Source organism: Streptomyces sp. CBMA123, assembly GCF_014596465.1.
Classification (GTDB): Bacteria; Actinomycetota; Actinomycetes; order Streptomycetales; family Streptomycetaceae; genus Kitasatospora.
Genome location: NZ_MECK01000062.1, coordinates 1 through 20,827, shown reverse-complemented (window position 1 = coordinate 20,827; position 20,827 = coordinate 1). Strand labels below are relative to the sequence as shown.

General features: G+C 72.9%; 18 protein-coding genes and 1 pseudogene. 8 read left to right on the top strand and 11 right to left on the bottom strand.

Going from position 1 to position 20,827, the window contains the following annotated elements:
* Both BG452_RS10115 and ssd read right to left on the bottom strand, forming a co-directional pair.
* On the bottom strand, positions 1–221 hold a 221-nt coding region (locus tag BG452_RS10115), incomplete at its 3' end, for a hypothetical protein (RefSeq protein ID WP_223242011.1).
* Positions 221–1,345 (bottom strand): septum site-determining protein Ssd, encoded by a 1,125-nt coding sequence (gene ssd / locus BG452_RS10110; RefSeq protein ID WP_188303891.1) that lies wholly within the window; start codon positions 1,343–1,345, stop codon positions 221–223. The genes ssd and BG452_RS10115, both read right to left, overlap by 1 nt.
* An 830-nt stretch (positions 1,346–2,175) precedes the next feature.
* Here ssd and BG452_RS10105 point away from each other — a divergent pair.
* Positions 2,176–2,973: an HAD family hydrolase gene (locus BG452_RS10105; protein ID WP_188303892.1), complete on the top strand. Its 798-nt coding sequence runs from the start codon at positions 2,176–2,178 to the stop codon at positions 2,971–2,973.
* Positions 2,974–3,361: 388 nt separating this feature from the next.
* Here BG452_RS10105 and BG452_RS10100 read toward each other — a convergent pair whose 3' ends face one another.
* Entirely contained in the window at positions 3,362–4,252 is an 891-nt protein-coding gene (locus tag BG452_RS10100) for an oxidoreductase (protein ID WP_188303890.1), read from the bottom strand.
* Positions 4,253–4,468: 216 nt separating this feature from the next.
* Between BG452_RS10100 and BG452_RS10095 the strand changes: the two genes are divergently transcribed.
* The 3 genes from BG452_RS10095 to acs all read left to right on the top strand — a co-directional run bounded on the left by BG452_RS10095 (position 4,469) and on the right by acs (position 10,535).
* Positions 4,469–5,488 (top strand): ATP-binding protein, encoded by a 1,020-nt coding sequence (locus BG452_RS10095; protein ID WP_188303889.1) that lies wholly within the window; start codon positions 4,469–4,471, stop codon positions 5,486–5,488.
* Positions 5,489–5,972: 484 nt separating this feature from the next.
* Positions 5,973–8,336 (top strand): SulP family inorganic anion transporter, encoded by a 2,364-nt coding sequence (locus tag BG452_RS10090; RefSeq protein ID WP_188303888.1) that lies wholly within the window; start codon positions 5,973–5,975, stop codon positions 8,334–8,336.
* Positions 8,337–8,579: 243 nt separating this feature from the next.
* Entirely contained in the window at positions 8,580–10,535 is a 1,956-nt protein-coding gene (gene acs / locus BG452_RS10085; protein WP_188303887.1) for an acetate--CoA ligase, read from the top strand.
* A gap of 184 nt (positions 10,536–10,719) precedes the next feature.
* Here the strand turns inward: acs and BG452_RS46995 are convergent, their stop codons facing one another.
* On the bottom strand, positions 10,720–11,166 hold the full coding sequence (locus BG452_RS46995; RefSeq protein WP_262985995.1) for a hypothetical protein: 447 nt from the start codon (positions 11,164–11,166) through the stop codon (positions 10,720–10,722).
* A 23-nt stretch (positions 11,167–11,189) separates the two neighbouring features.
* Positions 11,190–11,339 (bottom strand): annotated as a pseudogene (locus BG452_RS48055) (serine hydrolase); the annotation flags it as partial.
* A gap of 557 nt (positions 11,340–11,896) precedes the next feature.
* Between BG452_RS48055 and nhaA the strand changes: the two are divergent.
* From nhaA to BG452_RS10060, 4 genes are all read left to right on the top strand, one after another.
* On the top strand, positions 11,897–13,291 hold the full coding sequence (gene nhaA / locus BG452_RS10075) for a Na+/H+ antiporter NhaA (RefSeq protein WP_188303885.1): 1,395 nt from the start codon (positions 11,897–11,899) through the stop codon (positions 13,289–13,291).
* A gap of 279 nt (positions 13,292–13,570) precedes the next feature.
* Entirely contained in the window at positions 13,571–14,047 is a 477-nt protein-coding gene (locus BG452_RS10070; protein ID WP_188303884.1) for a phage holin family protein, read from the top strand.
* An 84-nt stretch (positions 14,048–14,131) separates the two neighbouring features.
* Positions 14,132–15,175 carry an alpha/beta fold hydrolase gene (locus BG452_RS10065; RefSeq protein ID WP_188303883.1) on the top strand — a complete coding sequence of 348 codons (1,044 nt, stop codon included), beginning with the start codon at positions 14,132–14,134 and terminating at the stop codon, positions 15,173–15,175.
* 132 nt (positions 15,176–15,307) lie between these two features.
* A complete protein-coding gene (locus tag BG452_RS10060) occupies positions 15,308–15,517 on the top strand; it encodes a hypothetical protein (protein WP_188303882.1) in 210 nt (69 codons plus the stop codon).
* Positions 15,518–15,554: 37 nt separating this feature from the next.
* On the opposite strand, the gene BG452_RS10055 is transcribed toward BG452_RS10060, so the two are convergent.
* The 6 genes from BG452_RS10055 to BG452_RS10030 all read right to left on the bottom strand — a co-directional run.
* On the bottom strand, positions 15,555–16,256 hold the full coding sequence (locus BG452_RS10055; protein ID WP_188303881.1) for a metal-dependent hydrolase: 702 nt from the start codon (positions 16,254–16,256) through the stop codon (positions 15,555–15,557).
* Positions 16,257–16,387: 131 nt separating this feature from the next.
* On the bottom strand, positions 16,388–17,572 hold the full coding sequence (locus BG452_RS10050; protein WP_188303880.1) for a MarP family serine protease: 1,185 nt from the start codon (positions 17,570–17,572) through the stop codon (positions 16,388–16,390).
* Between the two features lie 46 nt (positions 17,573–17,618).
* A complete protein-coding gene (locus tag BG452_RS10045) occupies positions 17,619–18,353 on the bottom strand; it encodes an NUDIX hydrolase (RefSeq protein WP_188303879.1) in 735 nt (244 codons plus the stop codon).
* A complete protein-coding gene (nth, locus tag BG452_RS10040; protein ID WP_188303878.1) occupies positions 18,350–19,327 on the bottom strand; it encodes an endonuclease III in 978 nt (325 codons plus the stop codon). The genes BG452_RS10045 and nth overlap by 4 nt, the downstream gene beginning before the upstream one ends.
* Positions 19,328–19,434: 107 nt before the next feature.
* Positions 19,435–19,935, bottom strand: a complete 501-nt coding sequence (locus BG452_RS10035) for a MarR family winged helix-turn-helix transcriptional regulator (RefSeq protein ID WP_411292918.1) — start codon at positions 19,933–19,935, stop codon at positions 19,435–19,437.
* An 88-nt stretch (positions 19,936–20,023) separates the two neighbouring features.
* Positions 20,024–20,827: FUSC family protein (locus tag BG452_RS10030; RefSeq protein ID WP_188303876.1), on the bottom strand; the 804-nt coding region annotated here is incomplete at its 5' end.

Sequence of the window (20,827 nt, the reverse complement as noted above, 5' to 3'; positions counted from 1 at the left end):
GCCGTCGGGGCGGCCCCGGACTCGGCCAGCCGCAGCCGTACCGCGTCCACCAGCTCCGCCGCCCGCTCCTCGCGGGCCGTCCGGCCGTACGGGCAGGGCCCGTGCTCGGCCTGGGGCGGACCGCCGGGCGGCGGCACGCTCCGCAGCAGTCGGTGCTCCCGCGCACCGCCGCCCGGGCCCGGGGCGACGCCCCGAAGACCTGTCCTACGAAGACGGACCATCAGTACACACCTCCTCCGACCGCCGACACCGGCGGCAGTACCTCGTTCAGGAAGGTCGCGCAGAAGCGCGCGAGCGGGCCGCCGTCCCGCATGCCGGGTGGGACGCCCTTCTCGACGTCCTCGGCCAGGCCCGGTTCCGGTTCCAACTCCCCTGCCAGCTCCAGCCGCAGACCGCGCGCGATCCGGTGCGCCGGCAGCCCGCCGGACCGCATCGGCCGCACCACGGCCCGGATGTCCGCGAGCCGCATCCGGGCCGCCGACGCGACCCGGTCGGCCGCCGCCACCGCGCGCAACTCGGCCGGGACGACCAGCAGCGCCAAGTCGGACTGCTCCAGCGCCTGCCCGGCGGCGGCGTCCAGATGGCGCGGGACGTCGACCACCACCAGCCCGCCGCGCCGCCGGGAGGCGGCCAGCACGCTGCGCATGGCCTCCGGCGGCACCGTGAGGGTGTCGCCGCGGTCCCAGGACAGGCAGGACAGCGCGGAGAGCCGTTTGAGGGCCGGCAGCGCCCGGGCCAGTTCGGCCCCGCTGACCCGCCCGCGCGAAGCGGCCAGGTCGGGCCAGCGCAGCCCGCGGGCGGTCTCGCCGCCGAGCAGGACGTCCAGGCCTCCGCCCAGCGGATCACCGTCGAGGAGCATGGTCCGCCGCCCCGTCCGCGCGGCCGTGACCGCGAGGGCACAGGCCAAGGTGGACGCTCCGGCCCCGCCCCGGCCGCCGAGCACGGCCACGGTGACCGCCGGGGAGCCGACGCCCTCGGCCGCGTCCGCGATCCGGTCCAGCAGCCAGGCCTCGGCGTCGGGCAGGAACAGCACGTGCTCCGCGCCGAGTTGGACGGCTCTGACCCAGACCCCGGGATCGTCGAGGTCCAGCCCGAGCAGCAGCACCCCGCCGCGCCTGCCCAGCCCGGCGCAGTGTTCCGCCTGGTCGTCCCCGACCAGGACCAGCGGGGCGGCCTCCCACAGCTCGCGCGGCGGCGGTGCGCCCCTGATCAGCCGCGGCTCGGTGCCCGCCGCCGCGCAGACCCGCAGCAGGTGTTCGGCCAAGCCCTCGTCCTCGGTGACGACGAGCGGCCCGGCGGCCGCGGGGCCCTCGGCGGTGACGTGGTCGGCGATCGGTGTCGACATGGTGTGCTCCCCTCTGCGCCGCCGGCCACCAGGGGCGACCGCGGCGCGCGTCGGACGGATCCGGCGGACGGCCGCCAGGCAGACCTCTGGGAGAGGAAGGGGGATGAGGCCCTGCCCGGCGACCGCCGCCGACCATCACGGTGGGGGGAGATCCGGATTCCGTCATCCGGGTTCCGATTGCCTGTGGATAACCCGTGGGCTGTGGATGAAAACGTTCACCCGGGCGGGGGGCTATTCGGCGAAGAATTGACGAAAGGGGGTCACGGAGATGAACCGGCCATCCGCCGTTCCCCGGCCCGACCGTCTTCCCGGCATCCCCTGGCCGCCGCGCCCACCGGTCCCCGGCACGTCCCGCGGAGCCGACCGGAACCAGCCGCGCGCCTGGTGCGCGTCCTGAGCAAATGGCGACGCAGAGTGACGAAAGGTGGTGGACGGACGGAGCCGTCGACACCACCTGTACACCGTCGGAGAAGCCCCCACGGAGCCGTCGCGAAGGGCCTTCAAGCCCTGAAAATGGCCCCGGACGTGCGACGACCCCCGCCGGGGGGGAGAGCGGGGGTCGTCTATCCACAGCCCGACTCGGGGGGGAGGAGCCGGACCGGGTTAGCACGGTCGCGAACGATCCGTGACTTCCATGGTGTACCCGAGCGGCCAGAAACACAAACCCGCACGCCCATGAGTACACCGAATGGCGGGGTGTTTTGTGGCTCCCTCTATCCTCGGTTCCCGTGGACACCACCGAGAACGCCGACGACCACGGCGACGAGTCCCAGGGCGACCCCACCGGGACCGAGGGGCCGGGCGCACCCGCCCGCCCCCGGCCGAACGGACTGCGGACGGCCGCCTTCTTCGATCTCGACAAGACCATCATCGCCAAGTCGAGCGCGCTGGCCTTCAGCCGCCCGTTCTACCAGGGCGGCCTGATCAACCGTCGGGCCGTACTGCGCAGCGCGTACGCCCAGTTCGTCTTCCTGGTCGGCGGTGCGGACCACGACCAGATGGAGAAGATGCGCGAGTACCTCTCCGCGCTCACCCGGGGCTGGAACGTCCAGCAGGTCCGCGAGATCGTCGCCGAGACGCTGCACAACCTGATCGACCCGATCATCTACGACGAGGCCGCCTCGCTCATCGAACAGCACCACGCGGCCGGCCGGGACGTGGTGATCGTCAGCAGTTCCGGCTCCGAGGTGGTCGAGCCGATCGGCGAACTGCTCGGCGCGGACCACGTGATCGCCACCCGGCTGAAGGTCGAGGACGGCTGCTACACGGGCGAGATCGAGTACTACGCCTACGCCGAGAACAAGGCCGAGGCCATCCGGGAGTTGGCCGGACGGGAGGGCTACGACCTGGCCCAGTCCTACGCCTACAGCGACTCCTCGACCGACCTGCCACTGCTGGAGGCGGTCGGCCACCCCTCGGCCGTCAACCCCGACCGCGCGCTGCGCAAGGAGGCGCAGGCCCGGGAGTGGCCGGTGCTGGTCTTCGACCGGCCGGTGCAACTGCGACGTCGGCTGCCCGAGTTCTCCGCGCCGAGCGGATCGGTGCTGACCGCCGTGGCGGTCGGGACGGCCGCCGTGACCGCCGGGGTCATCTGGTACCTGGCGAGGCGCCGCCGCCCCACCGTCTGAGGGGTCCAGCAGAAGGCCGCGATCTAGCACAAAAGCTGGCCAAAACGGGCAATCGACACAGACTTCTCGTTTCGGGTTCCCCTTTCGGTCGAAACGCGATACAAAGGAAGCACGGCCCGCGAGACCCGGTCAGGACCGAAGAGGTCAAACCGACAACGCAGTTCAGGCCCACGGACCGCACGTACAGATAACCGAGCACCCACATGCAGCCGACCCGCTGTCGGGCCGCCGGACCAGACGAACGGGCAGGATCCCCGTCTGATCGGCACTTCCGGTGCATGCTTGGTCACCCGGTATCTGCACCAGCGGCGGCACCCAGCAGGATCAGGTGCCGCCGCATCTTCGTGTCCGCGGCGCTCACGACGCCCGCGGACCGGCCCCTTCGGGCTCAGGCCATCCCGCGCTGCATCGCCTCGCAGACCGCCGTGCTCTCCCGCACCCCGAGCCGCAGCGCCCGTCCGCAGTGGGCGATCCAGGCGGCCATCCCCTCGGGCGTGCCCGCCAGGTAGCCCGCCAGGGCGCGCCGGTAAGTGCCGGTGCCCAGCTCGGCCAGGCCGACCTCGGCGGGGCAGATCGACTTCGGGTCGAGGCCCTCGGCGATCAGCACGATCCGCTGGGCGGCGCGCGCGATCAGCCCGTTGTGGGTGCCGAACGGCCGCAGGGCGAGCAGTTCGCCGTGCACCACCGAGGCGACCACCAGGGCCGACGTGCCCACGCCCTGGCCCTCCGCGCGGGCCACCAGCAGCCGGGAGAGCTGGTCCAGCCGGGCCGCGACCTCCTCCGCGTCGGGCGCGGGCGGCAGCACGGGCAGCGGCCCGTCCACGGCTTCCACCTGGACGCTCTCCACCGGCTCGAGCTCCAGCGGGAACAGTTCCTCGGCGCCCTCCCCGGCCCGGCGCGGCCGACCGGCCGCCGGGTCGGCGTCGCCGACCGCGAGCAGGTGCAGCCGCGCCAGCACCTGCAGCGGCGAGTGCCGCCAGACGCTGAGCAGCTGACCCGCCTCGGCGGCGATCCGCAGGGCGGCGCCGACCGTACGGGCCTCGGCGTCCGCACTGAAGTCGGTCCGGCGCCGGACCTCCTCCAGCGGCCAGTCGGCCCCGGCCACGGCCGCCGACGCACGGGCGCCGCGCAGCGCGGACTCGGAGGTGACCTCGGCCGCGCGGCGGCGCATCACCCGGTGGCCGTAGAGCCGGTCGACGGCCTTGCGCACCTCGGCCACGGCGTCGGGCACCCCGGGGAGCTGTGCCAACGGGGCGAGGGGATCTGTTCCAGTGCTCACCTACCCGAGAGTAATGAACGGGCGGCCCCTCCTGGAACAGCAACCCCGCATCACCCGTTAGAGGCAATCCTCACTCCCCTCCCCCGATGGACCCCAAACCCCGGCTAGCATGTCCACTATCGGAGACGATAACGATTTCCAATTAGGGGTGCCCCCACGCGCACTCCTGAGCACGCGGCCCACCCCCAGGGCCCAGAGCGAGAGCCGGAGCCCCAGATGAAGATCGCCTTCGTCGGCAAGGGCGGCAGCGGGAAGACCACGCTGTCCGCACTGTTCATCCGCCACCTGGCCGCCATCGGCCGCCCGGTCATCGCCGTCGACGCCGACATCAACCAGCACCTGGGCCCCGCCCTCGGACTGACGGACACCCAGGCCGCCGAACTGCCCTCGCTCGGCGCGTACCTTCCGGAGATCAAGGACTACCTTCGCGGCAGCAACCCGCTGATCCGCTCAGCCGAAGAGATGATCAAGACCACGCCGCCCGGCCGTGGTTCGCGCCTGCTGCGGATCGTCGAGGAGAACCCGGTCTACACGGCCTGTGCCCGCCCGATCGCCCTGGACGAGGGCTCCGTCCGACTGCTGGCGACCGGCGCGTTCACCGAGGAGGACCTCGGGGTGGCCTGCTACCACTCCAAGGTCGGCGCGGTGGAGCTGCTGCTCAACCACCTGCTGGACGGCCCGGACGAGTACCTGGTCACCGACATGACGGCCGGCTCGGACTCCTTCGCCTCCGGGCTGTTCACCCGCTTCGACCTGACCTTCCTGGTCGCCGAGCCGACCCGCAAGGGCGTCTCGGTCTACCGCCAGTACAAGGACTACGCCCGGGACTTCGGCGTCCAGCTGCGGGTCGTCGGCAACAAGGTGCAGGGCCCGGACGACCTGGCGTTCCTGCGCCGCGAGGTCGGCGAGGACCTGCTCACCACCTTCGGGCAGTCGGACTGGGTGCGCCGCCTGGAGCAGGGCGCCGAGCCGCCGCTGAAGTCGCTGGAGCCGGCCAACCGGGCCGTGCTGGAGGAGCTGCGGGCCGAGGCCGAGGCGGCGTACGGGCTGCGCGACGCGCGCCGCTACACGGAGCAGGCCGTGCTCTTCCACCAGCGCAACGCGGAGAGTTGGGCCAATGCCAAGGCGGGCGTCGACCTCTCGACCCAGGTGGATGAGGACTTCGTGCTGGGTGGGTTCCCGGGCGAGTTCGCGGCCGACGCCGCACCGGCCGCCCCCGCGGGAGCCACCGCCTGACGCCCTCGCGCACGCCATCGCACACGGCACCGCCACCGACCGGACGGGCCGCGGCCTCCCCCTCACCCCGGGGAGGGCCGCGGCCCGTTCGCCGTACCGCCCCCCGGCCGCCGCCGACCGCTTCCCGGGCCGGCCCGAGCCGCCCACCAGCAGATTCCCGTCGGTTCGAACACCACCCAATGGGGTGAACCAGCGGAATTCCACTTCCCTCCGAGAGCGACGCTGTGCAAAGCTTTCATTACTCTCGGTTTACCGAGTCTTGACAGCCCGTCCCGACGGTCCACGGCGAGATATCCCGCATCTCGCCCCGGACCCTGGCGGGCCCTGATGGTCAACGCCGGCCGGTGACACCCGCATTCCCCGCCGTGCCCACACCATCCCGCCACACCGTCGCGACCCACGACAGCCGATCCGCCCCCGAGCCCCACCCCGGACTCACCACCGGACCTGACTGCGTTCGTTCCCCCGGACAGACGGGAAGACCATGACCCTCGACATCTCCAGCGCACCCATCGCCTCCGACACCACCGACCACGCGCCACCGGGCCCCGGTGCCCGCGCCCGCTGGGCACACGACCTCTCCGCCTCCCTGGTGGTCTTCCTGATCGCCGTGCCGTTCTCCCTCGGCATCGCGCTCGCCACCGGCGCCCCGCTCACCGCAGGACTGGCCGCGGCGGCCGTGGGCGGCATCGTGGTCGGGCTGTTCGGCGGCACCCCGCTGATGGTCAGCGGCCCCTCCGCCGCACTGACCGTGATCACCGCCGGGCTGATCGCCCAGTACGGCTGGCGGGCCACCTGTGCCGTCACCGTCGCCGCCGGAGTGCTCCAACTCCTGCTCGGCGCACGCCGGGTGGCCCGGACGGCGCTCGCGGTCTCGCCCGCGATCGTGCACGGCATGCTGGCCGGGGTCGGGCTCACCATCGCCATCGCGCAGCTGCACGTCGTCCTCGGCGGCTCGCCGCAGAGCTCGGCGCTCGCCAACCTCCTCGCACTGCCGGGGCAGTTGGCCGGCCCGCACCCACCCGCGCTGCTGGCCGGCTCGGTGACCGTGGCGGTACTGCTGGGCTGGCCCCGGCTCGGCCGACTCCCATGCCGTGCAGGGGAGTTCGGCGCCCGCCTGGCCAAGATCCCCGGCCCGCTGGCCGCCGTGGCCGTCGCCACCACGCTCGCCCTCGTCCTGGATCTGCGGGTCGCCCACATCGAACTGCCCGCCTGGCAACCGCAGTCGCTCGTGCCCGCCCTGCCGCACGGTTCGCTCGCCGGGGTGCTCGCCGCCGTCCTCACCGTCACCGCCGTCGCAAGTGTGGAATCGCTGCTGTCCGCCGTGGCCGTCGACCGGATGTCCCAGCGCACCGGCGACCTCGACCGCGAGCTGCGCGGGCAGGGCCTCTCCAACCTGGTCAGCGGGCTGGTCGGCGGACTGCCGATCGCCGGCGGCGCCGTCCGCAGCACCGCCAACGTGCGGGCCGGCGGGCAGACCAGGTGGGCCTCGGTGCTGCACGGCGTCTGGGTGCTCGCCGCCGCACTGGCGCTGACCGGCGGGCTGCGCCGGATCCCGCTGGCCGCCCTGGCCGCCCTGGTGCTGGTGGTCGGGCTGCAGATGGTGAGCTTCGCGCACATCCGCAACGTGCACCGGCACCGCGAGTTCCCGGTCTACCTGATCACCCTGCTCACCGTGGTGACCTTCGGCGTCCTCTGGGGCGTCGGCCTCGGTGCGGCGACCGCCGTGCTGCTCGCGCTGTACCGGCTGACCCGTGCCCATGTGGACGTCGAGACCGGCCCCGACGGCTCGGTCACCGTCCAGACCCACGGGCCGCTCACCTTCACCGCCGTCCCCCGGCTGAGCCGGGCGCTGGCCGGGATCCCCGCGGCCGCCGAGGTCACCGTGGTGCACGACGGCTCCTTCCTGGACCACGCCGCGTACGAGACGCTGCACGACTGGCGGACGGGGCGCCAGGCGGCGGGCGGTCGGGTCACGATGGTGACGCGGCGCCAGGGCGACGAGGTGCTCGACCCCGACGGCACCGTCCGGACGGGCAGTTCACCGGGCCCGCACCGCTGCCGGGCCTGGACACCCTGGGTCGGGCACCACTGCATCGAGCAGCAGGAGGACCCGCACGGCCGGCTGCTGGACGGCGTCCGGGTGTTCCAGCAGCACACGGCCCCACTGATCAGGCCCGAACTCGCCCGGCTGGCCCGGGAGGGGCAGACGCCCTCCCAGCTCTTCCTGACCTGCGCGGACTCCCGGATGGTGACCAGCATGATCACCAACAGCGGCCCGGGCGACCTGTTCACCGTCCGGAACGTGGGCAACCTGGTGCCGGCCCCGTTCGAGCCCGGCGCGGCCGACGACTCGGTGGCCGCCGCGGTGCAGTACGCGGTCGAGGCGCTGGAGGTGCGCTCGATCACGGTCTGCGGCCACTCCGGCTGCGGTGCGATGAAGGCCCTGCTGGACGGCGTGCACGAACGCCCCGGGCCGCCCACCCCGCTGACCCGCTGGCTACGCAACGGCCGTGGCTCGCTGGACCGGCTCCGACGGGCCCCGGCCGAGTTCGCCGACCGGCCGGTGGTGGACCTCGCGGAGCAGCTCTGCCTCACCAACGTGGTGCAGCAGCTGGACCAGCTGATGGCGAATCCGGCGGTGGAGCGCCGGGTAGAGGGGGGCGCTCTGCGACTGGTCGGGATGTACTTCGACTTCGCCACCGCCCAGGCCTACGTTCTCGACCGCGCCGCCGGAACGTTCAGCCCGGTCGAGGCCCGACTGACAACGGATTCGGCCGAACGGGTGAGAATCGACGGCCTGGTTCCGGTCGACGGCAGCGACGAGGGCCCCCAGCTGGCCGCCTGAGAGCCGGGTCCGTGTCTCCGCCGGGCGGGCCGGGGCACGGGCCCACCGGCCGCCGCGCGGTCTGCCGCCCCGAGCGGAGGACCGCGCGGCCGGTCGTTCGACGATCTGTCATAGGTCTACACCAATTCCAAGGAGCCTCTTGTCAAGTGCCCTATTCGCCTGGTGAGCTTGTGCACTGGGACACACGGGACAATCCCCACGCACGGGATCGCCCCGGATCATGAACTCGATGAGGAGTGCGCGTTGAGCAACGAGAGCCTGGCCAACCTGCTCAGGGAAGAGCGGCGTTTCGCCCCGCCGGCAGAGCTCGCCGCAGCCGCCAACGTCACCGCGGCCGCCTACGCGCAGGCCTCTGAGGACCGCCTGGGCTTCTGGGCCGAGCAGGCCCGCCGCCTCAGCTGGGCCGTCGAGCCGACCGAGACGCTCGACTGGTCCAACCCGCCCTTCGCCAAGTGGTTCGCCGACGGCAAGCTCAACGTGGCCTACAACTGCGTCGACCGCCACGTCGAGAACGGGCTCGGCGACCGGGTCGCCATCCACTTCGAGGGCGAGCCCGGCGACAGCCGCTCGATCACCTACGCCCAGCTCAAGGACGAGGTCTCGCAGGCCGCCAACGCGCTGCTGGAGCTCGGCGTCCGCAAGGGCGACCGGGTCGCGGTCTACCTGCCGATGATCGCCGAGGCGGTCGTCGCGATGCTCGCCTGTGCCCGGATCGGCGCCACCCACTCGGTGGTCTTCGGCGGTTTCTCCGCCGACGCCGTCGCCTCCCGCATCCAGGACGCCCAGGCCAAGCTCGTCATCACCGCCGACGGCGGCTACCGCCGCGGCAAGCCCTCCGCGCTCAAGCCCGCCATCGACGAGGCGCTCACCAAGGTCGACGGCGTCGAGCACGTCCTGGTGATCCGCCGCACCGAGCAGGAGATCGCCTGGACCGAGGGCCGCGACGTCTGGTGGCACGAGATCACCGCGCGTCAGTCCACCGAGCACGCCCCCGAGGCGCACGACGCCGAGCACCCGCTGTTCATCCTCTACACCTCGGGCACCACCGGTAAGCCCAAGGGCATCCTGCACACCTCGGGCGGCTACCTCACCCAGGCCAGCTACACCCACCACGCGGTCTTCGACCTCAAGCCGGAGACCGACGTCTACTGGTGCACCGCCGACATCGGCTGGGTCACCGGCCACTCGTACATCGTCTACGGCCCGCTCTCCAACGGCGCCACCCAGGTCATCTACGAGGGCACCCCGGACACCCCGCACCAGGGCCGGTTCTGGGAGATCGTCCAGAAGTACGGCGTGACGATCCTCTACACCGCGCCGACCGCGATCCGCACCTTCATGAAGTGGGGCGACGACATCCCCGCGAAGTTCGACCTGTCCTCGCTGCGGGTGCTGGGCAGCGTCGGCGAGCCGATCAACCCCGAGGCGTGGATCTGGTACCGCGAGCACATCGGCGGCGGCACCTGCCCGATCGTGGACACCTGGTGGCAGACCGAGACCGGCGCCATGATGATCAGCCCGCTGCCGGGCGTCACCGAGACCAAGCCGGGATCGGCCCAGCGCGCCCTGCCGGGCATCGCGGCCACCGTGGTGGACGACGACGCCAACGAGGTCCCGAACGGCTCCGGCGGCTACCTGGTGCTCACCGAGCCGTGGCCGTCCATGCTCCGCACCATCTGGGGCGACGACCAGCGCTACATCGACACCTACTGGTCGCGCTTCGAGGGCCGCTACTTCGCCGGTGACGGTGCCAAGAAGGACGAGGACGGCGACATCTGGCTGCTCGGCCGGGTCGACGACGTCATGCTGGTCTCGGGCCACAACATCTCCACCACCGAGGTCGAGTCGGCCCTGGTCGGCCACCCGTCGGTGGCCGAGTCCGCCGTCGTCGGCGCCGCCGACACGACCACCGGCCAGGCCATCGTCGCCTTCGTGATCCTGCGCGGCGGCGTCACCGAGAGCCCCGAGCTGGTCGAGGAGCTGCGGGCGCACGTCGGCCGCACGCTCGGCCCGATCGCCAAGCCGAAGCAGATCAAGGTGGTCGGCGAGCTGCCGAAGACCCGCTCCGGCAAGATCATGCGCCGCCTGCTGCGCGACATCGCCGAGGGCCGCGAGATCGGTGACACCACCACCCTCGCCGACAGCACGGTGATGAGCCAGATCCAGGCCCAGCTGCCGCCGAGCAGCAGCAACGGCTGAGTGTGGCCCTGACGGCCTGACACCCTGACGGCCGAGCGGCCGGACGGTTCAAGGACCGGACAGTCCGATGACCGGGCGGCGCCCCGGAGTACGAGGGCGCCGACGGTCGAGCGGGCCCGAGCAGTGACCGGGGCCCCGGGCGGTGATCACCGCCCGGGGCCCCGTCGTCGCGTCCGCGAAGGGGTCACGCCCCGGCGGCCGTCGCCGCCCTCGCGCCCGTCGCGCCCGTCGCCGCCGCACGCTGCGCGGCCAGGGTGCGCAGAGTCTCGTACGCGCTCTGGACGAAGCCCCGGCCGCGCGCGATCCGCACCCCCGAGCGTGCCCCGGTCAGCACCGCCAGCCCGACCTGGGCCCGTGGACTGCACCCGACGAAGGCGCTGAACCCCCGGGTCGACCCGGCGTGGAACACCAGTTCCTCGGCCCCCTCCCTCGCCGGCGCATCCGCCAGGCCGGCCACGTCACCATCGCTATCGTCACCGTCACCGTCACCGACGACCTGACCGGCCGACAGGCGCTGCGTCCAGCCCAGGCAGAACCGGGTGCCGCCGCAGCGCCGCCCCACCCGCGGCCGGCGGACCTCGCCGAGCGCCGTTCGCAGCGCCGGCGCGTCGGCCCGCTCGGGCAGGGGCACGGCGTCCAGCGACAGGTGCGCGTCTTGGTCACGGATCCGACCTCGAACCGGGTGTCCGCCCGGACGGGGTGGAGTCCGGAGTGGTCGGAGTGCCCGCGGCAGGCGACCGTCCGCTCATCACCGCGGATCACCACGACGGCGACGCCGCCGTCCGGGCCGGCGGTGCGGAACAGCGGGCGGAGCAGCCGGTCGAGGTCGGACGGGACGCCGGGGAGTCGGGAACATCAGAGGCATCAGGGACCTCGGGGACGACCGGGGACGCCTCCCGGAGAAGCCCTCGGGGGAACGTCCGAACGCGGCTCAGCGCCGTTCGGATCGTTCGGGCCGGCGGGCTCACCGGGTAAGAGGGGCGGTTGGGGCATGGTGGTGCCGCCACCGGGCATGGTCGTGCCTCCAGCAGTACAGCCGGAACAGCGGACAGGGAGGGGTTCGCACCGGCCCGGACCGGGCGGGCGCCTGTCACCGACCTCAGGGAGCCGTTCACCCGACTGCACTCGGCCTGAGCCGTTCGGGTGCCGGTCCGCTGCTCCCCGGGAGTGCAGAATCGGCCCACAGGGCTTAAGTCCTTTATAAGGACAATCCGGACGTCACCCGAACATCCCGCTAGACTGTTAAGGACGCATCAAGATCCTTGAGCAGGATTCGCGGGCGTCACAGGGCGCGCCGGGAAGTCTGGTCGGCAACTGCACCACCCGTGCAACCGTTGCCGCTCCCAGCCCAGGAGGTCCCCGTGACCGACCAGCCGCCCGTCCACGAGCCGACGACCCGCCGCCGGCAGTTCCTCGGTCGGCTGTCACTGCCCGAGCGCACCTTCATCACCGACGCCCTGCGCACCGAGACGGTCGGCGGCATGCTGCTGCTGACCGCCGCCGTGGTCGCGCTGATCTGGGCGAACGTCTGGCCGCACGCGTACGAGAGCATGCTCGACTACAAGATCGGCCCGTCCGCCCCGCTCCACCTCGACCTCACCCTGGCCAACTGGGCCAAGGACGGCCTGCTGACGATCTTCTTCTTCGTGGCCGGCATCGAGCTCAAGCGCGAGTTCGTCGCGGGCGAGCTGCGCAGCCCGGCCGCGGCCGCGCTCCCGGTGATCGCGGCGGTCTGCGGCGTCGCCCTGCCCGCGATCCTGTTCGCCCTGATCAACTCCGGCAGCGGCGGCCACCCCGGCGGCTGGGCCATCCCGACCGCCACCGACATCGCCTTCGCCCTCGGCGTGCTGGCCGTGGTCGGCAGCCACCTGCCCTCGGCGCTGCGTGCCTTCCTGCTCACCCTGGCCGTGGTCGACGACCTGATCGCGATCCTGATCATCGCGATCTTCTACAGCTCCGGGATCAAGTTCTGGGCGCTCGGCCTGGCCTTCGCCGGCCTGGTGCTGTTCTGGTTCCTGCACCGGCGCGGGGTGAAGGGCTGGTACCTGTTCGTGCCGCTGGCCCTCGTGGTCTGGGCGCTGATGCACGAGAGCGGCATCCACGCCACGGTGGCGGGCGTCGCGATGGGCCTGATGCTGCGCTGCCACCGGGAGGGCGACGAGAAGCACTCCCCCGGCGAGCACATCGAGCACCTGGTCCGCCCGCTCTCCGCCGGGCTGGCCGTCCCGCTGTTCGCGCTGTTCGCGGCCGGGGTGACGATCTCCGGCCCGGCATTGCGCGAGGTGTTCACCCAGGCCACCCCGCTCGGCATCGTGATCGGGCTGCTGGTCGGCAAGACGGTGGGCATATTCGGCGGCACCTGGCTGGCCGCCCGGTTCACCCGGGCCGAGCTGAACCCCCAGCTCAAGTGGGCCGACCTGTTCGCCGTCGCGGTGCTCGCCGGGATCGGCTTCACCGTCTCGCTGCTGATCAGCGAACTGGCGTTCCCGCACGACCTGGCGCTCGCCGACCGCTCCAAGACGGCCGTCCTGGTCGGTTCGCTGCTCTGCGCGGTGGTCGCCACCGTGCTGCTGAAGCTGCGCAACCGGCACTACCGCGCGCTGTGCGAGGAGGAGGACCGGGACGAGGACGGCGACGGCGTCCCGGACGTCTACCAGCAGGACGACCCGGCCTGGCGGGCCCGGAACGCCGACGCGGCGGCGGTCACCGAGGCTGCCCGGCGGCTGCCCGGTGAGGGGCCCGCGGCCGACCGCTGAGCCCCCTGGGAGGCCGTCACAGGCCTCCCACCGGGATCCCGCAGGCCTCCCTCAGGGCTCCCACAGGGCGTTCCCCAGCGGTTCCCCCGGGCCTCCCAACGACCTTCCGAAGCCGGGACACGTCCCTCCGGCGGGGCCCCGGAGTGGTGTCCGACTGACCGGTAGGGGCATGATTCTGAGCTGTCGACACACCAGTGACGCCTCCGGAACCCCCACCGGCCCCGGAGACCGCACCCCGCGACGGCGTCACGCCGCAGCAGCCGCAGAGGAGAACCGCTGATGCCCGCAGGAGCCGCAGACCCGTCCAGCAACGGCCGGGCGCCCTACGAGGGCGAGCGTTCGGTGGGGCAGCTGTTCGCGGCGGCCACCGCCGATCTGAGCGCACTCGTGCACGACGAGATCGCGCTCGCCAAGTCCGAGATCAAGGCGGACGTCAAGCGCGGTGTCTCCGGCGGTGTCTCGGTCGGTATCGCCCTCGTGGTGATCCTGTTCTCCGTGCCGATGCTGAGCGCCGCGTTCGCCTTCGGCATCCACGCGCTGGGCCTGTCGCTCGGCTGGTCCTTCCTCATCGTGGCGGCCGCCTACTGGGTGCTCGCCGGGGTGCTCTTCCTGTTGGCGAGGCGCTTCTTCAAGAAGATCCACAAGCCGGAGCGCACCATCGAGGGCGTCCAGAAGACCGCCGAGGTGCTGAAGAACGCCCGGCCGCGTCCGGCCACCCAGGAGGAGATCGACCGGGGCCTGGGCCGCATCCCGTAACCGGACCCGCGACCGACGTGCCCGGACCCGCCGACGGCGAGTGCCGGGCACATGTCCGTCGCACGGATGTGACACGCTCTCGGTATGCCGCTCGACCACAAGCCCGCTACCGCGCAGCCGTCCGCCGCTTCCGGCCCAGACTCCGGCCCGGACTCCGGCCCGGAGTCCACCGCGGGTGCCCCCGTCCCCGGACGGTCCGACGACGGTGCCGACGGTGCCGTCGGCGAGGCCTGGAGCATCCGGCAGTCCGGCCCCTGGACGCACCGCGACCTGGCGGCCAACGGCGCCCGCTTCCACATCACCGAGCTGGGCTCCGGTCCGCTGGTGCTGCTGGTGCACGGCTGGCCCGAGTACTGGTGGGCCTGGCGCCACCAGCTGACCGTGCTCGCCGCGGCCGGCTACCGCGCGGTGGCGCTCGACCTGCGGGGCATCGGCGGCAGCGACCGCACCCCGCGCGGCTACGACCCGGGCAACCTGGCCCTGGACATCACCGGCGTGATCCGCTCGCTCGGCGAGCGCCGGGCGCACCTGGTCGGGCACGCCTCCGGCGGCACCCTGGCCTGGGTGGCGGCGGTGATGCGCCCGTCGGTGATCCAGAGCCTCACCGTGGTCTCCGCGGCGCACCCCCGGGACCTCCGCCGGGCCCTGCTGACGGACCGCAAGCAGATGGCCGCCTTCGACCACGTGCTGGGCTTCCAGCGGCCGTGGATACCGGAACGCCGGCTGGTCGCGGACGACGCCGCGCTGGTGGGCCGCTACCTGGACGAGTGGACCGGGCCGAACAAGCTGGACGAGGCCGCCGTGCACGCGTACCGGCAGGCGATCCGGATCCCCAGCACCGCGCACTGCTCGATCGAGCCGTTCCGCTGGCTGCTGCGCTCGATGGCACGCCCGGACGGCATCCAGTTCGCCCGGCGGATGAAGAAGCCGATCACCGCGCCGACCCTGCAGGTCCAGGGCGCCTCGGACCCGGTGCTGCTGTCGCACACCGCGCTGGGCGGCGGCGAGTACGTGGCGGCGCCGTACCGCTGGCGGCTGCTGCCGGGGGTCGGGCACTTCCCGCACGAGGAGGCGCCGGAGGAGTTCACCGCGGAGCTGCTGGACTGGGTCGGTCGCCACAAGGAGTGACGGCCGGCGGGCCGCCCGGGGCCGGTCGAAGGTCCCAACTCCCTTGATGTTGCGCTCATATGACATGTGCATGGGCGAGTTTCGGCGAACCCGGACGGTTACTCCCACCGGCCCAGGGGCATCCATTCCGGTATGACCTGGATGCCCGATAGCGGCGACGCCCCGCGCGGCCGACGCCACAACAGCCCCCAGCGCTCCGCCCACCGCCCGGACTGGTCGGAGGACCTCGGCTTCGACGGCCTCGACCGCCGCCAGCGCGGGGCGCAGCGGCAGATGGGTATCCCGCGCATCCTCGGCCGGCGCGCCCGGTGGGTGGGCGCACGACTGCGGCGCGAGACCTGAGGCCTCGCGCCGCGTCAGCAGGCCGGTCGACGGCCGGTCAGTTCACGATCTGCGGTGACAGCGCCGTGAACCAGAGCAGGACGAAGGTCGCCACCGACATGATCGGCACCAGCACCTTGGTCTCGACGTTGTTGCCGCTGCGCTTGATCAGCACGATCTCGTAGCGCTCCTTGTGCGGCCACAGCAGCGGCGCGCCCTTCTTGGTCAGGCAGTCGCCGAGCAGGTGCGCCAGCGTGCCCAGTCCGACCGCGTACGGCAGCCAGCCGGGCGAGTTGGGCATCCAGGTGTTCATCCCGAAGGTGCCGAGCGAAGCCAGGCCGATGACGGTGATCCACGCCTCCGGGCCGTTGCTCGGCGGACAGAGCCGCAGCGCCCGGATCGCCAGTGCCAGCAGGAAGAACGTCACCGTGAGGGTGAAGTAGCGGCCCAGGAAGGTGACGCCGGCCCAGGTGCCGCCGCCCATCAGCGCGACGAACAGCAGCGAGTGGGTGGCGTGCCGGTGCCCGCCCGAGGCCCAGGCCACGAAGCGGCAGAGCGCCTTGGAGAGCGGGCCGAGGAAGTTGGCGATCGAACCGTCGTGGTGGTCGAGGTCCGGCAGCAGCGCCGCGCCCGCGCACAGCACCGTGCCCATCAGTATGTCCGCCGGCTGCAGCGTGGTGTGCAGCAGCAGCGGAGGCAGGAACGGGGCGGAGGCCGCGTACAGCATCGCCCCGCTCACCGCGTGCGAATGACCCATCATCGGACTGCCACGACCTCCCGTAGGCTCACTCCGGGACGGCACCCCGGTTGAGCCGAACGGGTGAGCGCGGCCGAGGCTATCAGGGCGGGCTGACGATACGACGGATCACGTGTCGGCGGGCCCCCGTGGCGTCAGAGCGCGCAGCCCTGGGTGTCCACCCTGGCGGTCGCGGCGCTGCCCGCCGTCACGTCATCGCGCACCTCGGCCGAGGTGAGCACGTACCCGGTGTCGGCGCTGTCCAGGGACTTGGCGAACACCACGCCGTACACCTGGCCGTCGGGAGTGAGCAGCGGGCCGCCACTGTTGCCCTGGCGGACCAGCGAGCGCACCGAGTAGACATCGCGCACCACCTGGCCGCGATGGTAGATGTCCGGGCCGTTGGCCTGGATCCGGCCGCGGATGCGGGCGGGCTGGACGTTGAAGGCGCCGTTCTCGGGGAAGCCGGCGACGATCGCGCTGTCGTTGGTCTTCGCCTCGCCCGCGAAGGTCAGCGCGGGCGCGGTCAGCTTGGGCACGTCCAGGACGGCGATGTCGCGCTGCCAGTCGTAGCGGACCACCGTGGCGTCGTACAGCTGGCCGACCCCGCCGATCTGCACGGTCGGCTCGTCGACGCCGCCGACCACGTGGGCGTTGGTCATCACCCGGTGCGGGGCGAAGACGAAGCCGCTGCCCTCCAGGGTCTTGCCGCAGGAGGTCGCGGTGCCGACCACCTTGACCAGGCTCTGCCGCGCCTTGGTCACCGCCGGGCTGTTGGCCAGTGCCGGGTCGGGGCTGTCGACCTGGGTGATCGGCTCGTGCTCGAAGGGGTTGAAGACCTGCGGGAAGCCGTTGCGGGCCAGCACCTTGGAGAAGTCGGAGAACCAGTTCGGCGCGTCGCCGGGCAGCGCGTTCTGGACGCCGCCGAGGATCGCCGAGGAACGGACCTGCTTGGAGACCGTCGGCAGCGACGTCCCGGCCAGCGCGGAGCCGATCAGCCAGGCCACCAGCAGCATCGAGATCACGTTGACCACCGCGCCGCCGGACGCGTCCAGCACCCGGGCCGGGCGGCGGTCGATGTGCCCGCGCAGCTTCCAGCCGTAGTGCGCGGTGACCGCCTGGCCGACCGCGGCACAGACGATCACCACCACGACCGCCACCACCGAGGCCGTGGTGCCGGGGCTGAGGTGGTCGAGCAGCAGAGGCAGCAGCTGGACGGCCAGCAGGCCGCCGCCGAGGAAGCCGACGAGCGACAGGACGCCCACCACGAAGCCCTGCCGGTAGCCCGAAATGGCGAATCCGACGGCGGCGAGGACCAGCAGCACATCCAGGACGTTCACTCCGACACCCTCCCACGCTTCGCGACCGTGCCGCGCCGACGGCCCGTCACGAGCCGTCGGGGTCGCCACCCGGCAGGGCCCGGGAGTGTTCGAGGTCGCCCTGGACGAGCGCCAGCGCGTCGTCCGAGAGGTCGACGACCCGGGACGGGTCCCAGGGCAGCTCCAGTCCGCTGTGGTGCAGCACCCGGTCGATCACCCCGGCGGTGAACCCCCAGACCAGCCGCCCGGCGACCGCGAAGGCCGGCCCGACGTGCCCGGACGGGTGCCGCAGCCGGACCCGGTTCGCCGGGTCCGCCAGGTCGGCGATCGTCACCCGGAACACCGCGCCGGTCTCGCCCTGGTCCACCGGGCGCACCGGCGACTCCTCGCGCCACCAGCCCAGCACCGGGGTCACCACGAAGCTGCTCACCGGGATGTACAGCCGGGGCAGCTCGGCGAAGACCTGCACCCCCGCCGGGTCCAGGCCGGTCTCCTCCCAGGCCTCGCGCAGCGCCGCCGCGACCGGGCCGGGGCCGTCCGGGTCACCGTCCTCCGGGTCCAGCGCGCCGCCCGGGAAGGACGGCTGGCCGGCGTGCGACCGCAGCGAGCGGGCCCGCTCGATCAGCAGCAGGTCCGGTCCGTCCGGCCCCTCGCCGAACAGCATCAGCACGGCCGCCGCCCGGCCGCCCTCGCGCGGCGGCAGGAAACGGCTCAGCTGCTCCGGCAGCACCCGCTCGGCCGCGTCCCGGACCGGCTCCAGCCAGTCCGGCAGGCCGTTCCGCTCGATGGCAGTGGTGGTCACGCCTCCACCCCCAGGTCCGCGACCCGGCCCTGGTGGGCGTCGGCGTCCGCGCGGGCGGCCGCCTCGCCGGGGAAGTCCGACGGCGGCTTCAGCCGCTGACCGGGCTGGCCTCCCATCTCGTACTTGAGCAGCTTGCGGGCCTTCTCCTGGTCCAGCTCGCCCTCCCCGTACGAGGGGCAGAGCGGCGCGATCGGGCAGGCCCCGCAGGCGGGCCTCTGGGAGTGGCAGATCCGGCGGCCGTGGAAGACCACCCGGTGCGAGAGCATCGTCCACTCCGACTTCGGGAAGATCTCCGCGACGGCCAGCTCGACCTTCACCGGGTCCTCCTCGGTCGTCCAGCCGAACCGCCGGGCCAGCCGTCCGAAGTGGGTGTCCACGGTGATCCCGGGGACGCCGAAGGCGTTGCCGAGCACGACGTTGGCGGTCTTGCGGCCGACCCCGGGCAGCGTCACCAGATCGGCCAGCCGGCCCGGGACCTCGCCGCCGAACTCGTCGCGCAGCGCGGTCGACAGGCCGATCAGCGACTTCGCCTTGTTCCGGAAGAAGCCGGTCGGCCGGATGATCCCCTCCAGCTCCTCCGGGTTCGCCGCCGCCATGTCCTCCGGCGTCGGGTACTTGGCGAACAGCGCCGGGGTGGTCTGGTTCACCCGCAGGTCCGTCGTCTGCGCCGACAGCACGGTGGCCACCAGCAGTTGGAACGGGTTCTCGAAGTCCAGCTCCGGGTGCGCGTACGGGTACAGCTCCGCCAGCTCACGGTTGATCCGCCGGGCCCGCCGCACCATCGCCAGGTGCGACTCCGGCTTCCTCGGCTTCACGGCCGGCTTCACGGCCGCCTTCTTCACCGCCTGCTTCACGGCCGCCTGCTTCACGGCCGTCTTCTTCACGGCCTGCTTCTGCGCCGCCGGCTTCTTCCCGACCGGCTTCTCCGCGGCCTGCTTCGGCGCCGTCGCCTTCCGGACCTTGCTCTCTGCCATGCACGAAGGCTACGCCGAGCGGCGGACCGCTCGGGGCCGATCAAGGAGGGAAAAACGGCCTGCCGGGGCGGCTGTTGGGCGAAGGGGGCGGTCCGGGTGGGGGGCGCTCACCGCGGGGGGCGGCCGATGGTGCCCTCGAGGGTGTTGAGGAGGCCGGCCAGGGCGTCGGCGAGGTGGGCCTGTTCGTCGGGGGTGAGGCCGGCGAGCAGGGCGCGGTCGTAGGCGACGAGTTCCTGGATCAGGCCGTCGACCAGTTCGCGGCCCGCGTCGGTGAGGGAGAGGTGGGCGACCCGGCGGTCGCGGTCGTCGGGGCGGCGGCTCACCAGGCCGCGGTCCTCCAACAGGCGCAGGCGCTTGGTGACGGCGGCGCCGGAGGCGAAGCTCTCGCGGGCCAGCTGGGTGGGCGTCAGCTCGCGGTCGACCCGGCGCAGGGCGCCGAGGATGTCGAACTCGGCGCGGGTGAGGCCGGTCCGGGTGAGCGGGTCGGGGGTCTGCTGGAGCAGTGCGGCGCAGCGGTTGATCCGGCCGAGGACGGCGATCGGGCCGGTGTCCAGGCCCGGGTAGGCGCGCTCCCACTGGCGCAGCACACCTGCGACGACGTCCTCCACGTGCGCTGCTCCCGTTCCGCGACCGACTGGCCGTCCGATCGTCCGACCGTCCCTCGACGGGCCGACCATCCGTCGACTGGCCGACATCCTAGACGGCGCGCGCTCCGGTGCCCCGCCGTTCCAGCAGGGCCGCCAGCAGGTGGTGGGCGTGGCATTCGGTGTCGGCGGTGCGCTGGTGCGGGAGGGCGGGGCGGCGCCACTCGCCGGTGGCGGCGTCGGCGGCCTCGCGCAGTTCCAGCAGGGCGGTGGCCAGGCCGGTCCGGGCCTCGGCGGTCTCGGAGCCGGCGGCGACGGTCGCGACGGCGGCCCCGGCCCGTCGGGTGGCGGTCTCGACCCCGGCCAGCGCGCGGGACAGCCGGGTGGCGGTGCGCCGGTTGGTGACCAGCAGGCAGGCGGCGAGACCGGTCAGCGCGCCCACGCAGGTGTCCAGCCAGCGGTCGGCGACCAGCGCCCGGGCGGGCTGCAGGCCGGCGAACTCGGTCATCAGCAGTGCCATCGGGGTGACGAAGACGGTGGCCAGCCAGTAGCTGCGGGCAATCGTCGCCTCCGCGCCGAACTGGCAGAGCAGTCCCAGCGCGATCAGCGTCACCGGGCCCGAGTGCGCGACGGGCAGGACGGCGGTGAACGCGGCGAGGCCGAGCAGGTTGCCCAGCACCCGCTGCAGCGCGCGCTGCCAGGACAGCGTGCTGTTGGCCTGGAACACCGAGGCCGCGGTGACCACCGCCCAGTACGGCCGGCCGACGCCGAGCGCCAGCGAGAGCCACCCGGCCGCGGCGCAGCCCACCGCGACCCGCAGGCCGATCGGCAGCAGCGCCGAGCCGGGTCGCAGCGCCCGGTGCAGCGGCGGGCGGGGGCCGGGCCGGTGGGCGCGCAGTTCGGCGGCCTCCGCCTC